Annotated in this window: 14 protein-coding genes; 8 read left to right on the top strand and 6 right to left on the bottom strand. The window is 41.3% G+C overall.

What is annotated here, in order from left to right; genetic code table 11:
- Window positions 1-2: 2 nt before the first annotated feature.
- A complete protein-coding gene (epmB, locus tag L1266_RS17435) occupies window positions 3-1,016 on the top strand; it encodes an EF-P beta-lysylation protein EpmB (protein WP_235378004.1) in 1,014 nt (337 codons plus the stop codon).
- On the opposite strand, the gene L1266_RS17430 is transcribed toward epmB, so the two are convergent.
- The gene (locus L1266_RS17430) at window positions 1,017-1,229 is read right to left on the bottom strand and encodes a hypothetical protein (RefSeq protein ID WP_054554124.1); all 213 of its coding nucleotides are present in this window, start codon (window positions 1,227-1,229) and stop codon (window positions 1,017-1,019) included.
- A gap of 72 nt (window positions 1,230-1,301) precedes the next feature.
- Between L1266_RS17430 and L1266_RS17425 the strand changes: the two genes are divergently transcribed.
- The 3 genes from L1266_RS17425 (at window position 1,302) to L1266_RS17415 (ending at window position 3,771) form a co-directional block, all read left to right on the top strand.
- Complete coding sequence (locus tag L1266_RS17425) at window positions 1,302-1,592, top strand: hypothetical protein (RefSeq protein WP_054554123.1); 291 nt, start codon at window positions 1,302-1,304, stop codon at window positions 1,590-1,592.
- Window positions 1,593-1,769: 177 nt separating this feature from the next.
- A complete protein-coding gene (locus L1266_RS17420) occupies window positions 1,770-2,657 on the top strand; it encodes an NTP transferase domain-containing protein (protein WP_209328459.1) in 888 nt (295 codons plus the stop codon).
- 37 nt (window positions 2,658-2,694) lie between these two features.
- Window positions 2,695-3,771, top strand: a complete 1,077-nt coding sequence (locus L1266_RS17415) for a phosphotransferase enzyme family protein (protein ID WP_054554121.1) — start codon at window positions 2,695-2,697, stop codon at window positions 3,769-3,771.
- Between the two features lie 142 nt (window positions 3,772-3,913).
- Here the strand turns inward: L1266_RS17415 and polA are convergent, their stop codons facing one another.
- A complete protein-coding gene (gene polA / locus L1266_RS17410) occupies window positions 3,914-6,649 on the bottom strand; it encodes a DNA polymerase I (protein WP_235373547.1) in 2,736 nt (911 codons plus the stop codon).
- 512 nt (window positions 6,650-7,161) lie between these two features.
- On the opposite strand from polA, the gene elbB reads away from it, so the two are divergent.
- The 3 genes from elbB (at window position 7,162) to L1266_RS17395 (ending at window position 11,152) form a co-directional block, all read left to right on the top strand.
- On the top strand, window positions 7,162-7,812 hold the full coding sequence (gene elbB / locus L1266_RS17405; RefSeq protein WP_235378003.1) for an isoprenoid biosynthesis glyoxalase ElbB: 651 nt from the start codon (window positions 7,162-7,164) through the stop codon (window positions 7,810-7,812).
- 184 nt (window positions 7,813-7,996) lie between these two features.
- Window positions 7,997-8,389 (top strand): c-type cytochrome, encoded by a 393-nt coding sequence (locus L1266_RS17400; protein ID WP_054554118.1) that lies wholly within the window; start codon window positions 7,997-7,999, stop codon window positions 8,387-8,389.
- Window positions 8,390-8,572: 183 nt separating this feature from the next.
- A complete protein-coding gene (locus tag L1266_RS17395; protein WP_054554117.1) occupies window positions 8,573-11,152 on the top strand; it encodes a bifunctional diguanylate cyclase/phosphodiesterase in 2,580 nt (859 codons plus the stop codon).
- Here the strand turns inward: L1266_RS17395 and rep are convergent.
- Window positions 11,142-13,154: a DNA helicase Rep gene (rep, locus tag L1266_RS17390; protein ID WP_054554116.1), complete on the bottom strand. Its 2,013-nt coding sequence runs from the start codon at window positions 13,152-13,154 to the stop codon at window positions 11,142-11,144. The two genes, L1266_RS17395 and rep, sit on opposite strands and share 11 nt — an antisense overlap.
- Window positions 13,155-13,265: 111 nt before the next feature.
- On the opposite strand from rep, the gene ubiK reads away from it, so the two are divergent.
- The gene (gene ubiK / locus L1266_RS17385; RefSeq protein ID WP_054561163.1) at window positions 13,266-13,529 is read left to right on the top strand and encodes a ubiquinone biosynthesis accessory factor UbiK; all 264 of its coding nucleotides are present in this window, start codon (window positions 13,266-13,268) and stop codon (window positions 13,527-13,529) included.
- Between the two features lie 44 nt (window positions 13,530-13,573).
- Here ubiK and can read toward each other — a convergent pair whose 3' ends face one another.
- From can to L1266_RS17370, 3 genes are read right to left on the bottom strand one after another with little or no spacing between them, the layout of a single operon-like run.
- Entirely contained in the window at window positions 13,574-14,236 is a 663-nt protein-coding gene (gene can / locus L1266_RS17380) for a carbonate dehydratase (protein ID WP_054554114.1), read from the bottom strand.
- Between the two features lie 18 nt (window positions 14,237-14,254).
- A complete protein-coding gene (locus L1266_RS17375; RefSeq protein WP_054554113.1) occupies window positions 14,255-15,433 on the bottom strand; it encodes a methyltransferase in 1,179 nt (392 codons plus the stop codon).
- 50 nt (window positions 15,434-15,483) lie between these two features.
- Window positions 15,484-16,479, bottom strand: coding sequence for an ABC transporter substrate-binding protein (locus L1266_RS17370; RefSeq protein WP_235378002.1), 996 nt, complete (start codon window positions 16,477-16,479; stop codon window positions 15,484-15,486).
- Window positions 16,480-16,574 lie beyond the last annotated feature (95 nt).

The following is a 16,574-nucleotide window of genomic DNA, read 5'->3' as shown; positions in this document are numbered from 1 at the left end:
CAATGATACAAAGAAATGAAGTAAATTTGCATAAAAACTGGCAAAAAGAATTGGCAAATGTTGTCACTTGTCCTGAACGCTTGCTAGAAATGCTAGGATTATCAAGCAAAGTAGACGAAAAAGACCTAAAAGCACGCAGTCTTTTTCCTGTCCGCGTGCCACTGCCTTTTATCAAAAAAATGCGTTATGGCGACATAAACGACCCTCTTTTGCTGCAAGTGATGCCAAGACACCAAGAGTTTTTAGCAAAAACCGGTTACGATAAAGACCCTTTAAAAGAGCAAGATAACAACCAACCTGGTTTGTTACATAAGTATCGCTCTCGGGTTTTAGTGATGTTTAAAACCGGTTGTGCGGTAAATTGCCGTTATTGTTTTAGACGCCACTTTCCTTATCAAGAAAACCAATTAAACAAACGCAGCTTGATTGACGCACTGGCTTACATAAAAGCCGACAGCAACATCAACGAAGTCATTTTAAGTGGTGGCGATCCATTGATGGCCAAAGACGATGCTGTGAGTTGGTTTATGGATGAGTTAGAGCAGCTTCCGCAAATTAAACGCATGCGTATTCACAGCCGCTTACCTGTGGTGATCCCTGCAAGAATTACCGATGAGCTATGTACACGCTTTGCTGCATCGCCCTTAAAGGTGGTGTTTATAAATCATATCAATCACGCTAACGAAATTGATGATGACTTTAAAGCGGCCATGCAAAAGTTAAAAGCTGCAGGGGTGACGTTACTAAATCAGGCGGTGTTACTAAAAGATGTGAATGATTCTGTCGAGTCGCAAGTTGCATTAAGTGAAGCGCTATTTGAGGCAGATATACTTCCTTACTACTTACATCTACTCGATAAAGTTGAGGGTGCTAGCCATTTTGACATAGCTGAGAGTCAGGCACGGGAAATCGTAACGGCTATGCTGGCAGCATTGCCGGGTTTTTTGGTTCCTAAGCTGGTGCGTGAGATCGGCGGCGAAAAAAGTAAAACGCCTATCGATCTCAATATACTGTAGTTAAACGTATACGTTTACGTTGTTACCTAGTGTCGCAGTTACCGACTTAGCAGGTGTTTGTGCAGCACTGGTGTTCATTGCTGCGCCTTCGATAAGTGCAAGTGCCGCAGCACCATCAGCCTTTTGCTGTTTTTTAGCAAGTGATGCGCTGTAAACTTCTGCGCTTTCGCCACCGCCACTCATCGCTGGTAAGCTTGATCCTGATATATTCATAGTTCATTACCTGACTTTTTATGACAATCCACGTACTATATCGGCATTGCAGTCTAAAGCTTTAGGAAAAAAATGGATTCAATTATTGAACAACTCAATGCTAACCTAAAAATCGTTTATCGTCAGGCACTTGATGCTGATAAAAAATTAGATGATTTACAGCAGCAAGGCCATGGCAAATTCAAAGCCTTATTTGCAAAAGATGCTGGCTTTGATTTTGAAGCGAAACGCTTTAAACCTTACGTTCTCGATGTTGCAGCTGATGTAGAAAGCTTAAGCAACGACGGTATGGACGAAGAGAAGCTGAAAAAAACCGTTATTAAACTGCAACAGTTATTACAGTTGCTAGCAACCTTCAAATAAACACTTAATCACTACAACGTGCTGATGATTTTTGAGGAGCACTGAGCTCTACTTTGTGCCCTCTTAAATCTCTCTTAACATGGTGCTTTTTAACACTTACAATCCTTATTAACAGCCGTTGCTCGAATATCAAAGGTTCTGGTACACTTTTCCTTTGTTCATCTTATTACTCGCGCAATGACTCATCATTCTCTAACCTTAATCGTATTAGCTGGCGGACTCGGTAGTCGCTTTGGTGGAAACAAACAAATTGCTGATATTCCAGGTCTTAACAGCACTATTATGGAACTAAGTATTCGAGATGCTGTTCAAGTAGGTGTAACTCAAGCTGTTATCATCATAAATGCTAATATTCGAGCCGAATTTGAAGCAAGAATTTTACCCCGTTTGCCTAAATCACTTGAAGTTATCTTAGTTAATCAAGAAATCACTGCAATTCCAGAAAAGTATCTTTCTTTAGCTAAAGAGCGGCAAAAGCCTTGGGGAACAGGCCACGCTCTTTTATGTGCAAAACCCTATGTAAAGAACCCTGCAATTGTAATTACAGCCGATGATTATTATGGGGCCTCTTCGTTTAAAATTATCGCCGAACATTTTAAGCGTAGTAATGATTGGGCTATGGTTGGTTACCCTATAGTTGATACTTTATCGACTCAAGGAGGGGTCAATCGCGGAGTGTGTAGCATCGATGAGCAACAACATTTAATCGATGTTGTTGAATATCTTGATATCAAGCTAGAGCAAGATATTTTGTTAGGTAATAACTCTCTAGGTGAGCGTCAGAGTATTGCTAAGGAAGCTCTTGGTTCAATGAGTTTTTGGGGGATTACAGATGATTTATTCATGGTTCTAGAAAAGGGCTTTGTACAGTTTTTAGAAAATACTGACAACGGTGTCACGAAAGAGTATTATTTACCAAATCAGATACAACTTGCGATTAAAGATTACAATCAAACTGTCGCCGTTTATACCGCACAAGAGCCATGGTACGGCGTAACCTACAAAGCTGAATTGGATGCAATAGCAAGTACATTACGTCAGTTACGCCTCGGGCTTAATGAATAAATCTACACCTCTTCTTACAAAAAGTAATGGAAAATTAATGAAGTCGAATCCTGTTGCAACTTATCTTTCTGAGCATTTTGGCTTAAGTTCAGATCACGTGACACTGAAACCTATTGGCAACGGCCATATAAACACAACGATGCTTCTTAAGTCACAAGATAATGCTGTCGTTGTGCAAAAACTAAATACTGATGTATTTCCTAACCCTGAGCAGCTTGTAGAGAATGCAAGGCTTATCGAAAAGCACCTAAACGACAAACATGTGAAAGGTGAATATAGTCTCGAGATTATTCGTCATGTGCCGACAATAAAAAATGATTTTTTGGTGGAATGTGACCAAGGCGTGTGGCGTGCACTCGAATTTATTGGCGGCAGTTACAGTGAGGATGTTGTAGCAAACATCTCTCAAGCACAAACTGCGGCCAATGCATTTGGTCAATTTGCGCTTGCTTTACAAGACTTTCAGGCTGAGCAACTACATCATGTTATCCCAGATTTTCATAATTTAGCAATGCGTTTTGATGCTTTCAGAAAAGCAATCGAAAATGACCCTGTAAATCGTATCGAGCTTTGCCAACCAGATATCGAGTTCTGTTTAAATCAGCAATCGCTAATTGATGAACTACAGAAACTGGAAGGTAAGATCCCATTAAGACCCTGTCATAATGATACAAAAATCAATAACATGCTTTTTTGTAAAGATTCTGATGATGCAAAAGCAGTTATCGATTTAGATACCTGTATGCCTGGCTATTGGTTATTTGATTTTGGTGACATGGTGCGCACTTTCTGTTCACCTGAGCAAGAGGACTCAACTAACCTGAAAAATGTAACAGTTCGCGAAGAAATTTTTGCAGCTATTGTTAAGGGCTATGTAGAACCATTAAAAAATGTAATCACTGATGCAGAAAAAGAGAGCTTTTGGCTTGGCACAAAAGTAATGACATTTATGATTGGCTTGCGCTTTCTTACTGATTTTATTGATGGTGACAATTACTTTGCGACTAAACATGCTCACCATAATCTCGAACGAGCCCGAAACCAGTTCGCACTGTATCGCGATATTCTTGAAAAAGAGAATACCCTAAAAGCTATTTTAGAAATAAATAAGTAACGAGCTTACAATTAAAGTTTGGGGTTAAACTTTTGGAGCAATTTCACATCAAGCTATGGGGATGATAGGAGCTACCGACCACTCCTTAACTAATCAGACCGAGCCACTCGAATTGTTATATCGGTGGCTCTTAGTTTAGATATTAGTGAGCTTGTTGCCAGTTGTCACCGCTGTCGGCTTCAACAATCAGAGGCACATCAAGAGTAGCGGCTTCTGACATTAACTTACAAATTTCAGCTTTATAGTCGTCCACAGATTCTTCTTTAATTTCGAACACTAATTCATCGTGCACTTGCATGAGCAGCTTAACTGAACCTGCAGCTTGTGCGTTCACCCATTGATGAACTTTTAGCATCGCTTTTTTGATGATATCTGCAGCAGTCCCTTGCATTGGTGCGTTGATCGCAGCACGCTCAGCGGCTTTACGACGAGCACCGTTACGGGCATTGATTTCAGGTAAATGTAAGCGGCGGCCAAAAATCGTTTCTACATACCCTTTATCAGCTGCTTTTTCACGGGTTGTTTCCATGTACTCAAGTACGCCAGGGAAACGCTCGAAGTATTTATCAATATAATGCTGTGCTTCATGACGTGGTACATCTAATTGACGTGATAAACCAAACGCCGACATGCCATAAATTAAACCGAAGTTAACCGCTTTAGCTTTACGGCGCATATCGCTGGTAACCTCTTCAAGGCTAACCCCGAAGACTTCTGCCGCTGTTGCACTGTGAACATCTAAACCATTCGCAAAGGCAGTTAATAGGCCTTTATCTTGAGATAAATGCGCCATGATACGTAATTCAATTTGGCTGTAATCGGCAGCCACAATTTTATGGCCAGGTGCAGCAATAAAGGCTTCACGAATTCGACGGCCTTCTTCTGAACGAATTGGAATATTCTGTAAGTTAGGATCCGTTGAACTTAAACGACCTGTTGCTGTTACAGCTTGATGGTAAGAGGTATGCACTCGCTTAGTGCGCTCATCAACCATTAGCGGAAGTTTATCTGTGTAGGTTGATTTAAGTTTAGATAAACCACGGTGCTCAATAATCACTTTTGGTAACGGATAATCATGAGCAAGTTCTTGTAACACCTCTTCTGCTGTCGAAGGTGCACCCTTAGGTGTTTTCTTGATAACAGGCAGCTCAAGTTTTTCAAACAAAATAGCTTGCAGTTGCTTAGGTGAGCCTAAGTTAAATTTTTCACCTGCAATATCATAAGCTTCTTGCTCAAGCTCTAACAGGCGTTCACCTAAACGTTGGCTATGAGCTGCTAGCATGTTGCTATCAATTGCAACACCAGTACGCTCAATATCAGAAAGCACTGTGACAAGTGGTAACTCAATCTCTTCGAATACCGATTTTAAGTGGCTATCAGCATCAATTTTTGGCCATAATACTTGATGAAGACGTAGCGTTATATCGGCATCTTCAGCAGCATAAGGCGCCGCTTTTTCTAGCTCAATTTGATTAAACGTTAACTGCTTCTTACCTTTACCGGCAATATCTTCAAAGCTGATATTTTTGTGACCAAGGTATTTCAGTGCCAACGAGTCCATATCATGGCGGCTGCCTACACTATTAAATACATACGACTCCAGCATGGTGTCGTATTTAATGCCTTTTAATTCAAAACCTGCGTTAGCTAACACGCTTTTATCATACTTAAGGTTTTGCCCCACTTTCGCTTTGTTTTCGTCAGCTAAGATTGGGCCAATTTTTGCCATTACGGTTTCTAAGCTTAATTGCTCAGGCGCATCTGGGTAATCGTGACCAACCGGAAGGTAAGCCGCTTCACCGGCTTTAACCGCAAAGCTCATACCAACCAATTGCGCTTGCATATAATCAAGGCTGGTTGTTTCAGTATCAAAAGCAAACAATTCGGCGTCATTTAACTGCGCCACTAAGGTATCAAGTTGCTCTTCAGTTAAGATTGTTTCGTAGTGTGCATCAGCAACTTTTGGTAGTTCGTTAGCTTCAGTTGGCACATCTAAATGCGTGTCAGCGTCTTTAGGGTTATCAAGTAGCTCAGCTAACCAACGGCGGAACTCACACTCACCATAAAGTGCAATCAATTCGTCACGATTAGGCTCTTGCAGCTTAAAGCTTTCAAGATCTGACTCAACCTCAACATCACACTTAATTGTTGCTAACTCATAGCTAAGTGGCAAATGATCAAGTGCTGTAGCAAGCTTTTCACCAATCTTGCCTTTTATTTCACCTGCATGATCAATGACACCTTGTAATGATCCATATTTTTGCAGCCACTTCACCGCTGTTTTTGGACCACAGCCATCAACACCTGGGATGTTATCGACTTTGTCACCCATTAGGGCAAGGTAATCAATGATCAATTCAGGACCAACGCCAAACTTCTCAACCACGGTTTCTGGATCTGAAATGCTATCTGTCATGGTATTGATCAGCGTAACATGCTCATTAACAAGCTGCGCCATATCTTTATCCCCAGTCGAGATCAGCACATGACGCTGCTGCTCTGAGGCTATTCGCGCAAACGTACCGATAACATCGTCAGCTTCAACACCTTCAATACTAATCAGCGGAAAACCCATTGCTTTAATAATGTTATGCAGTGGTGCGATCTGTGTGCGTAAGTCATCCGGCATTGGCGGACGATTCGCTTTATATTCGCTGTACATATCATTTCTGAAGGTTTTACCCTTGGCATCAAATACCACCACCATGTGCGATGGATCATATTGCTTGATCAAACTCTTAAGCATATTAACTACGCCATAGATTGCGCCTGTCGCTTCACCTTTTGAGTTAGTAAGGTGCGGTGGCGAATGGTATGCACGGAATAAATAAGAAGAACCATCTACAAGAATAAGTGGATTTTCAGGGATCTGAGCCATGGTGAAATTGGATCCTAATTGAATAACATTAAATTGTTTGTAAGCATGCCATAAGGTCATGAAGAAAACGACTGTGAATTATTAACCAATAAAGCTTTATGACAGAGCAAGCTGTGGATAACTTTGTAGATAACAGACACAGTTAATTCTCCCAAAATGAAAAAACATTTAGGAAAATTAGATAAGCTTATGTTTTTATTTAAAAAAGATATTACGGCGTTCTTTTTTTATTATTTTTGTCCGATGTGGAAAACGGTTTTAGTAGCGATAACCTTTTGCTTATTCGATACCGAATTAACATCCCTTTTCATAACCGGAGGAGTATTCTAGCATAATGGATCAAAGATCATAGCGATCCTTTATACTTTTTTTTTCGTTAGTAATTTATAAAAAGGCATAAACAGCTATTCATCATGCTTTGCGAGTTATCAAGCGACGAAAATTTTTTATTTTGTCGCCATGCTCGTATCCTTGTTAAACTTAAGCTAGTCGCATTAAGGAGAGTTCAAAAAATGAAAAAAGTTGCTGTAATTTTAGCTGGTTGCGGTGTTTACGACGGCGCAGAAATCAATGAAGCCGTGTTAACCTTATTACATATCGCTAAAGCAGGCGCGAGCTATGAATGCTTCGCACCCGATATCGAACAAATGCACACCGTTAATCACCTAACAGGTGAAGAAATGACACCTAATCGTAATGTGCTAGTTGAAGCTGCACGTATTGCCCGCGGTGAAATTAAAGCGCTCACTGAGCTAAATGTAGATGAGTTCGATGCCTTGATCGTACCAGGTGGCTTTGGGGCCGCGAAAAACCTATCCGACTTTGCAGTAAAAGGTGCTGATGCACAAGTTCAAGGTGATGTACTGACAACAGCGAAGGCCTTTGTCGATGCCAACAAAGCAGCTGGTTATATATGTATTGCGCCTGCCATGCTGCCGCTTATTTATGGTAAAGGTGTAAAAACAACCATTGGGAGCGATGCAAAGACCGCTGCAGCTATAGAACAACTTGGTGGAGCACACCAAAGCTGTGCTGTGAACGATATCGTTGTTGATCAACAACATAAAGTGGTCACTACCCCAGCCTATATGTTGGCCCAAAGCATTTTAGATGCAGATGCGGGTATCGAAAAATTAGTTAACAAAGTATTAGAGCTTGCTTAAGCATCAAGCTAAGAGCCAGTATTTTATGCTGGCTTTTCTTGCGCTAACGCAAAAAAATGACGGTTTTTCTCAAGAAAAAGCCTTTTAGATCATTTTATAAATTGTGGCTTAGCGTTATAATCGTTCTAATTTCCGTCATATATATCGTGATTGATCACGTTCAAATCGAAGTGAGCAAGGCAAAATGAAAAAACTATCAGCTGCATTATTACTGCTAGCAACAACGGCATATGCACAAGCGTATGACAACTCTTTGACTGAAGATGCTATCAAAAAGCGTCTAGCGCCAATTGGTTCTGTCTATCTAGAAGGTGATAAAGCTGCAGTCGCTGCTGAACCTACAGGCCCTCGTTCTGGTGAACAAGTTTACCAAGCAGCATGCTTTGCTTGTCACGGCACTGGTGCACTAGGCGCACCTAAATCAGCTGATGATTGGGCTCCTCGTATTGCTAAAGGCATGGACACTTTACTTGACCATGCAATCAATGGTTTCAACGCGATGCCTCCTAAAGGTACGTGTATGGACTGCTCTGATGAAGAGATCAGCGCTGCTATCGATTTCATGACTAGCAAGTAACAGTTTCAAATCTAATACTAAGGGCTTATTTTTATAAGCCCTTTTTTTATGTCTTTATCAGGGCGCGAGGCTAGCTCTGTAGCCAAATATGACCATAATAAATTACTAATTTGTTAACAGCTGTTACTTGACGATCTAATAAAAAAGTGGAACTATTAAGGACGATATTTAAACAATAATAAAATGAGTTCTAAATCATTGGAAGATTCAGCAACACACTTTGATAAGCTTGCACGTAAAAATGTTCGCTTAAAATCGCTTTTACAAAAGTATAAGCAATCACATCACTTGCAACATGCTCTTTTACAATTATCAGAGCAAGCGAGTACTGTTGCCGAATTAACCTTGCTTTACCCTGCTATCCACAACATCCTGCAAGACTATATTCCAAGTAAAAACTTCTTCGTGGTTTTGCATAACCCTGTTTACGATAACCTTGAGTTATCTTATTTTGCCGACGAAAAAGATGGCCTCTCTGTGCCATTGAAGTATGAGCAGTACTTTAAAGAAGGCCTGACAGGTTACGTATTTAAGCAAGGTAAAACCAGCTACTTTACCAAACAACAAACAGAGCTAGCGGTTGAACAAGGCTTACTCAAATGCTTTGGCACACCTGCCGAGCATTGGGTTGGAGTTCCTGTATACCGCGATAAGTCAATAATTGGAGTGATGGTCGCGCAAAGCTATGAAAAAGACCTGAGTTATTCTGAGCAACAAATTGAGTTGCTAGAAGTAATGTCACTTTATTTGGCAACGGCCATCGAACGAGTTAAGAAACGTGAACTGCTCGAATCAGAAGTTAAAATTCGCACTCGTGCACTGACACAAAGTAATCAAGCTCTCAATGAAGAAATACAGCAACGTAAAAAAGCGTTAGAGCGTCAACAGATCCTTTTTAAAATATCAGAGCTGGCAACCTTAAGTGAAAATCTTGACGACGTTTATAAACATGTTCACGAAATTATTAAAACCATTACCTATGCAGACAACCTATATATTGCCCTTTATGATGAGCAAACTCACTGGTTAAGTTTTCCGTACTGTGTCGATGAATATAATGACACAGGCAGGCCGAGACCTTTTGCAAAAGGTTTTAGTGAACTTGTTTTAAGCTCTGAAGAATGCCAAGTCATCGATATTGACAAAGCAAATAATCTAATTAAGTTAGGCGTTGTTGAAAGGCCCGTAGACGTCCCGGCTGAACGAACAGCAACTAGCTGGTTAGGTGCACCACTTAAAACATCGCAAGGTGTCATTGGTCTAATAGTTTGCCAAGCGTATAATAATAAACACGAATTCACGCAAGATGACTGTGAGTTAATTACCTTTGTATCGCATCAAATAGCCAACGTCATTCAAACCCATTTAGCAAATCAAGAGTTAAAGCTAAATCATCAAAAGCTGGAAAACAGAGTTGCAGAGAAAACGAAAGAGTTACGCCAAGCAAACCTGCACTTACAGATGCAAATTGAAGAGCGTAAAAAAATAGAACAACAGCTGTACCACGATGCACATCATGACTCATTAACCAGTTTACCTAATCGCAGTTTATTCCTAACACAGTTAGAAAAAACATTGCAGCATTATCAGCGCTATCCAGAGCAGCAGTTTGCAGTGTTATTTATTGACCTTGATAAATTTAAAGACATCAACGATCACCTTGGTCACCAAGCAGGCGATCAATTTTTAATTGGTGTTGCTGAATCTTTCTCGCATTGTATCCGTGAGCATGATTTACTTGCACGTTTAGGTGGTGATGAGTTTGTGGTATTGCTCACTCACTTAACTGAGCAACAGCAAGCTCAAGATGTTGCCAAACGTATCATCGAAATAATGAGAAAACCTTTCTGTATGAAGGGTCAATGCATTCAAAGTGGTGCCAGTATTGGTATTACTTACTCAAAACCAAGCTACAAGCACACCGATGAAATTATACGTGATGCCGACGCCGCCATGTATTACGCTAAAAATGCAGGCCGTAATCGCTTTGAATGTTTCCATCCGCTGCTTAATGCCAGTAATGTGCAACATGATGCTGACAATATGCATCACTTAGATGACTTGCCTATGCACTTTAGAAGTGCCGAAATCATTACCTTGGATGAGCAAACTCGCGCAGAGTCTTTACTCGAAGCATTTGGTGAACACCCAGTACTTGGCAGCACCAGCTTTGAAGTACTTAAGAAGTTTGCGACCGATAGAGTACAGCACTTTGAGGTTGAACTTAACTTACTAAAACAAGCATTCAGCTTAGTAAGTGACAGTAAGAAAGAAAAAGTATTGTTCCCTTGCTCTGGCTTAGTCCTTGAACGTATTAATTTTCAAGCACTATGTAAGCTATTAAAAGCCCACGATGCGAATAGAATGTGTCTGTTATTCAACGAACAAGAAATTCGTTACGCATCAGCGGTACAAATTGAAAATTTAAAAAACTTGGTCGCACAAGGATTTTCGATTGGGTTGAATGAATTTGCTAAAGATCGCTGTGAGTTAAACTTACTGACTGAGTTTCAATTCGATTACTTGTTATTAAGTTCAACATTTAGCAAGCGCGTATTACAGCAAGAAAACTATCACTTACAACTGCAAGGTGTACTGGCGATTACTAAGCTGCAAAATATCAAAGTAATCGCGAAAGGACCGTCGATTTTTAACTACCGCACGTTACTCGATAAGCACGGGTTGTCGTTGTTTATTGGTAAACAGCATGCGCTGGCGCCCTTCGAATACGAAACACCAAGCGCACAAATAATTACTTCTTAAGCATCGCTCTTAGATTAGCTACACGGGCTTGGCCTTTTTCCATACGCTCAGCCTGTGAAGACGGTGGCTTTTTCGCTTCAAAGGCTAAGTCATCTTGTGGTAACTCCTGCACAAAGCGACTGAGCTCAGTATCTGACGTTTCACCAAATTGACGACGTAACTTAGCATAAGTCATTACCAACTCTTGTTGAGCACGGGTTATACCTACATAAGCAAGACGACGCTCTTCTTCAACGTTATCTTCATCGATACTTACTTGGTGTGGTAGTAACCCCTCTTCCATGCCAACCATGAACACATACGGATACTCCAAACCTTTTGAAGCATGCAGTGTCAGTAATTGTACCGCATCAGATTCGTCTTCCTCTTCGTTGCGTTCAAGCATGTCACGTAAAGTCAGTTTACTAACCACCTCAGCAAGGTTCAGCGGCGGGTTGTCTGCGTCCCCTGTTAGCATGTCAGTGATCCAACGATAAAGCTCTGAAACGTTCTTCATGCGCATTTCAGCAGCTTTTGCACTTGGTGATGACTCATAAAGGTATGCTTCGTAGTTAATTTGTCTAACTAACTCTTTCACAGCCTCAAGGGTATCGCCGCGTACCGCATTATCAGAAAGCTCAACCACCCAGCGAGCAAAGCCAGCTAAGGCATTAAAACCACGGCCTTTTAATCGGTGAGCAAGTTCAGGTTCAAAACAGGCTGCAAATAAGCTGATATGCTTTTCATTAGCAAGGGTGCCAAGTTTTTCGAGTGTGACCGTACCAATCTCACGGCGTGGCGTATTTACAATACGTAAAAAGGCATTGTCATCATCTTGGTTCACCAATAAGCGTAAATACGCCATGATATCTTTAATTTCTGAACGCGAGAAAAACGACATGCCGCCACTGATCTTATAGGGAATGCGGTTGCTCATAAGTGCTTTTTCAAACACGCGCGCTTGATGGTTACCACGGTATAAAATCGCGTAATCTTTGTAGCTGGTGCGTTTCATGAATTTATGAGAAATGATCTCTGCCACCACTCGCTCTGATTCATGCTCTTCATCACGACAACCAATCACTTTGATTGGCTCACCATAACCAAGTTCACTGAATAGCTTTTTATCAAACTCATGAGGGTTATTGGCGATCAAAATATTCGCCGCTTTTAGAATTCGCCCTGCGCTTCGGTAGTTTTGTTCAAGCTTAATTAAACGTAAGCCCGGAAAATCTTTACTCAATAGTACAAGGTTTTGAGGCTTAGCACCGCGCCATGAGTAAATTGATTGGTCATCATCACCTACCACTGTAAAACGAGCTCGTTCACCCACCAATAACTTAACCAACTGATACTGACTGGTGTTGGTATCTTGATACTCATCCACCAGTAGGTAACGAAAACGCTGCTGCCAACGCTCACGCGCAGTAGCATTTTGGCCTAACAATAAAGTAGGGATCATGATCAGATCATCAAAATCAAGGGCATTATAAGCACGTAGTTGATTTTGATAACGCGCATACAGCTGAGCAAATAAGGCTTTTTGTGGCTCACGGGCTTCGCGAACAGCACGCTCTGGCAGAATCAATTCGTTCTTCCAGTTACCTATTTGCATTTTTAGTAGGTTGAGTAAGTCTTTGTCTTTTTTTAGTTCTTCTTCGGTCAGCTCGGCTAGTAACTGGTTGGTATCTTGATCATCAAACAACGAAAAACCGGGTTTAAACCCTAGCGTCGTTAACTCTTTTTTGATGATCTCAAGCCCAAGGGTATGAAACGTTGAAACCCATAAGCCTTTCGACTCTTGTTTACCCAGTGTTTGCGTTACACGCTCGCGCATTTCTTTTGCCGCTTTATTGGTAAAAGTTACCGCCGCAATATTGCGCGCTTGATACTCACACTTTTGCACCAAGTAAGCGATTTTATTAGTAATAACACGCGTTTTACCAGAGCCCGCACCGGCTAATACCAGACACGGTCCACTGATATACTTTACCGCTTCATCTTGTTTTGGGTTGAGTTTCATAAGCCCCTAAAGAAATTATCCAAAGACAGGACGGGCAATTTTACCGTAATCACTACACTACGCCTAGCCAATAAGGTAAGATTGTTTTTTTACGTGACTCAAGGGACGAAGATGATCAACCCAGCAAAACTTGAAGAAATCGCTAAGCAAATTACTGACAACATGCCTCAAGGCGTGAAAAACCTTGCCGAAACAGTTGAAGGCAAAACAAAGCAAGCTATTCAAAACAAACTTGCTGAGATGGACTTTGTAAGCCGTGATGAGTTTGATATTCAAAGCCAAGTACTTATTCGTACTCGAGAAAAACTCACTGAGCTTGAAGAGAAAGTTGCATTACTTGAGCAGCAACTTGCTAGCAAACAAGACGAACAATAAAAAAGGAGAGCGAATTAGCTCTCCTTTTTTCTAACTAGCTAGTTTTAGCTTTTTTCTGCCACGCGTTCAAATACGCGCTTAACGGCAATACCGTAGGTATCACTAGCTTCTTCTGCACAGGTCACAACCGACTCTAGATCATTAAGATGACCATTTGCTAAGCCATACACCCAACCATGAATTGTTAAATCTTGGCCTTTCGCCCAAGCATCTTGCACAATGTTAGTACGGCACACGTTACGTACTTGTTCGATAACGTTTAGTTCAATTAAGCTATTTAAACGCTCTTGCTCAGGTAATGCATTGAGTTGTTCGATGTGTTTTTCTTTTACATCACCTACATGGCGTAGCCAGTTATCAATTAAGCCAAAACGCGCTTCGTTTAATACTGCTTGAACACCACCACAGCCATAGTGACCAACGACCATGATGTGCTTCACTTTCAGCACTTCAACAGCGTATTGCATTACCGAAAGACAGTTATGGTCAGTATGCACAACGACATTTGCTACGTTACGGTGAACAAATAGCTCACCCGGTAATAAGTCTACAATTTCGTTTGCAGGTACACGCGAGTCAGAACAACCGATCCACAAATACTCTGGATTTTGCTGCATTGATAGAATTTTAAAAAACTCAGGATCATTTTCACTCGTACGCGCTGCCCAACGTCTATTATTTTCGAATAAATTTTTTAACTTTCTCATTGCGCCTCTTTACGGTTTTTAATAATTAGCTTGGATCAAGATATTCCTTGGTGTCAGCTGCTTTTCGCAAAACGTACTAACTGTTACTTGATACCCTTGTTGTTGCAAATATAAAGCACGATCGAGCACGAGCCAAACTTCAATTGCCCTTCTGAACACATGTCGGACGAGTTCAACTCGCTCGGTGACCCTTTTGCGCTTTTTACCTATCTCTAAAAACTTATTGTAATCAATGCCTTCAGGCAAATGTAATGATTTTTTCTCAGCAGCCCATAAACAAAATGAGTTAAACGAATCAGAGAAGATCGCTTTGTTCACTGACGGTACACTCACATAGTGCATTTCACCGGTCAGTGATTTACGTAACGCATCAAATCCAAGACGCCATTCAACCTCTGTTTTTCTGACCTTATCAACTCGGCTCGGTGCGGTTACCGTTTCTTGCAGCGCCAGTTTTAAATCGCGATGAGTAAGCGCAAGTTGGCTTTTTTTTACGGGCTCGCTCATTGCTTGATAAGCGTTATCAGTGAATAAATGATAACAGCACGGTGAAAAACTAATTTGCTGGGTTTTCGCTTTACTTGCTTGCTGCATAAATGTTTGATGCAAACGACCACAGGCATGCAATGCAACTGCATGCTGCTGGCTTTCAAAAAAGCCATCTGTGTCATCGGTTAATACATCAGCTTGTGAAAACTGCATCGCCAATTGCTGTTGCTTAGCACTGTGTTGACCTTGATCGCACAAGTGTTGTTGTAGCTCAATGCTATGGACACGTGGTGCCCCATTAAATGCCAACATACGACCTAAATGCCCTTTACCTGCACACCATTCTAAAACAGGCTGGTTTAATGACTGCTGACTAATGGCCGCGACAAAGTCTTGTAGTTGTTCAAACTTACGGCCCTTAATGCCATTACTTATCCAAAATGGAAATTCATTACGGGCAGCACTTATAGCAGGCAAATTACACAACTCAGCCAACTGGTCGATACCCTCTATTGCCTCAGTAAAATAACGATATAAAGCTTGCTGATCGGCATCAAGTTCACTCACTTGTTGGTCATCAAGCGCCCATAATAAGTTGGCTAATTCAGGCCAAGGAAGATCATCAAAATCAAATGCGGTACATTGCCAGTATTGGCGGGTTGAAAATAGCAGTGCATCTAAAGCTGCAAAGTGCTCGGCAAGTGTCATAACTACTTAGCGACAAGAAATAAAGAGCAGTATAACAGCTTTTATCTTATTTAACGTCGGTTACTGCTGATCAAGCGACTGTACAATGGCACACACGCAATACTTAAAATGATGGCGAGGATCAACATCCACGACAGCTCAATAGCTTCAGCTTGCTGCTGATCATACATAAAGCCATCAAAAGCCTGATCAAAATCAGCTTGCTCGATGCCATATAGATCTGCAATTAAACGCCATTTTGCCATCGACATATTGCCTAACTTAATCCCTGGAGGTTGAATATAGCTTGCCAAAACATGTGCTTCATAAGCCAGCTCCTGTACGCTTTTATGTTTAGCATAGTGCTGCTTGGTCACATCGATGCTTTCTTCTAAGTGCAATAAAGCATACCGCCACCCTTTTAGGCTCGCGCGGTAAAAACGCTCTACAACCTCAGGCTTCTTCGCTAAAAACTGCTCAGAGGTATATAAAATATCACCATACACATTCAAGCCGAACTTTTGCGGGCAAATGAGTCGATAGCCAACCCCTCTAAGAGTCATGCTGTAAGGCTCATTGGTGACATACACTTGCACCGCATCTAAATCACCGGCAAGCCACTCTTTAACGCCGCCTTCTTGGCTAGCTGCCATCAAGCTTTCTTGGCTCAATCCAGCACGCTGTAACATGACCAAGAGTTCTGCATTTTCTAGTGAGCTAACTTTGCTGAGTTTCTTTCCAACAAAGTCTCTGGGCTGAAAAATATCTGAGTTATTCTTTACCATCCAGCAGTAAGGCGAAAACTGCAGAATGGCTCCAAGGGCAACAACCGATGCGCCTTGCTGGCGTTTTTGTAATATGCCTGAGTGAGTAATGGCAAAGTCGGCTTGGCCGTTTAACACTTTAGGAAAGGTATCAGGGTCATTTGGGTCGGCAGGTATAATAGCAACATTAAGGCCCGCTTCCTTGTAAAAGCCTTTTTCTGCAGCCATATAATAACCTGCAAATTGAAACTGGTGAGTCCATTTTAATTGTAAGCTAACGTTATCAACGCTCTGTGCGCTCATAGAGAGCATTAGACAGATTAACCCTAGTAGACTTTTCATTCCTTGCACGCATCATCCTTGATTGAGAACCGTGCAATAACTATAGGAAAAATAGA

Source organism: Pseudoalteromonas sp. Cn5-37, assembly GCF_021532495.1.
GTDB classification, from domain to species: Bacteria; Pseudomonadota; Gammaproteobacteria; order Enterobacterales; family Alteromonadaceae; genus Pseudoalteromonas; species Pseudoalteromonas simplex.
Note: the sequence above shows the minus strand (reverse complement) of the source record. Positions and strands in the feature narration are given on the sequence as shown.

Bases quoted from the DNA above. Each gene is read 5' to 3' on its own strand.
- epmB (WP_235378004.1), top strand. From the start codon at position 3: ATGATACAAAGAAATGAAGTAAATTTGCATAAAAACTGGCAAAAAGAA.
- L1266_RS17430 (WP_054554124.1), bottom strand. From the start codon at position 1,229: ATGAATATATCAGGATCAAGCTTACCAGCGATGAGTGGCGGTGGCGAA.
- L1266_RS17425 (WP_054554123.1), top strand. From the start codon at position 1,302: ATGGATTCAATTATTGAACAACTCAATGCTAACCTAAAAATCGTTTAT.
- L1266_RS17420 (WP_209328459.1), top strand. From the start codon at position 1,770: ATGACTCATCATTCTCTAACCTTAATCGTATTAGCTGGCGGACTCGGT.
- L1266_RS17415 (WP_054554121.1), top strand. From the start codon at position 2,695: ATGAAGTCGAATCCTGTTGCAACTTATCTTTCTGAGCATTTTGGCTTA.
- polA (WP_235373547.1), bottom strand. From the start codon at position 6,649: ATGGCTCAGATCCCTGAAAATCCACTTATTCTTGTAGATGGTTCTTCT.
- elbB (WP_235378003.1), top strand. From the start codon at position 7,162: ATGAAAAAAGTTGCTGTAATTTTAGCTGGTTGCGGTGTTTACGACGGC.
- L1266_RS17400 (WP_054554118.1), top strand. From the start codon at position 7,997: ATGAAAAAACTATCAGCTGCATTATTACTGCTAGCAACAACGGCATAT.
- L1266_RS17395 (WP_054554117.1), top strand. From the start codon at position 8,573: ATGAGTTCTAAATCATTGGAAGATTCAGCAACACACTTTGATAAGCTT.
- rep (WP_054554116.1), bottom strand. From the start codon at position 13,154: ATGAAACTCAACCCAAAACAAGATGAAGCGGTAAAGTATATCAGTGGA.
- ubiK (WP_054561163.1), top strand. From the start codon at position 13,266: ATGATCAACCCAGCAAAACTTGAAGAAATCGCTAAGCAAATTACTGAC.
- can (WP_054554114.1), bottom strand. From the start codon at position 14,236: ATGAGAAAGTTAAAAAATTTATTCGAAAATAATAGACGTTGGGCAGCG.
- L1266_RS17375 (WP_054554113.1), bottom strand. From the start codon at position 15,433: ATGACACTTGCCGAGCACTTTGCAGCTTTAGATGCACTGCTATTTTCA.
- L1266_RS17370 (WP_235378002.1), bottom strand. From the start codon at position 16,479: ATGAGCGCACAGAGCGTTGATAACGTTAGCTTACAATTAAAATGGACT.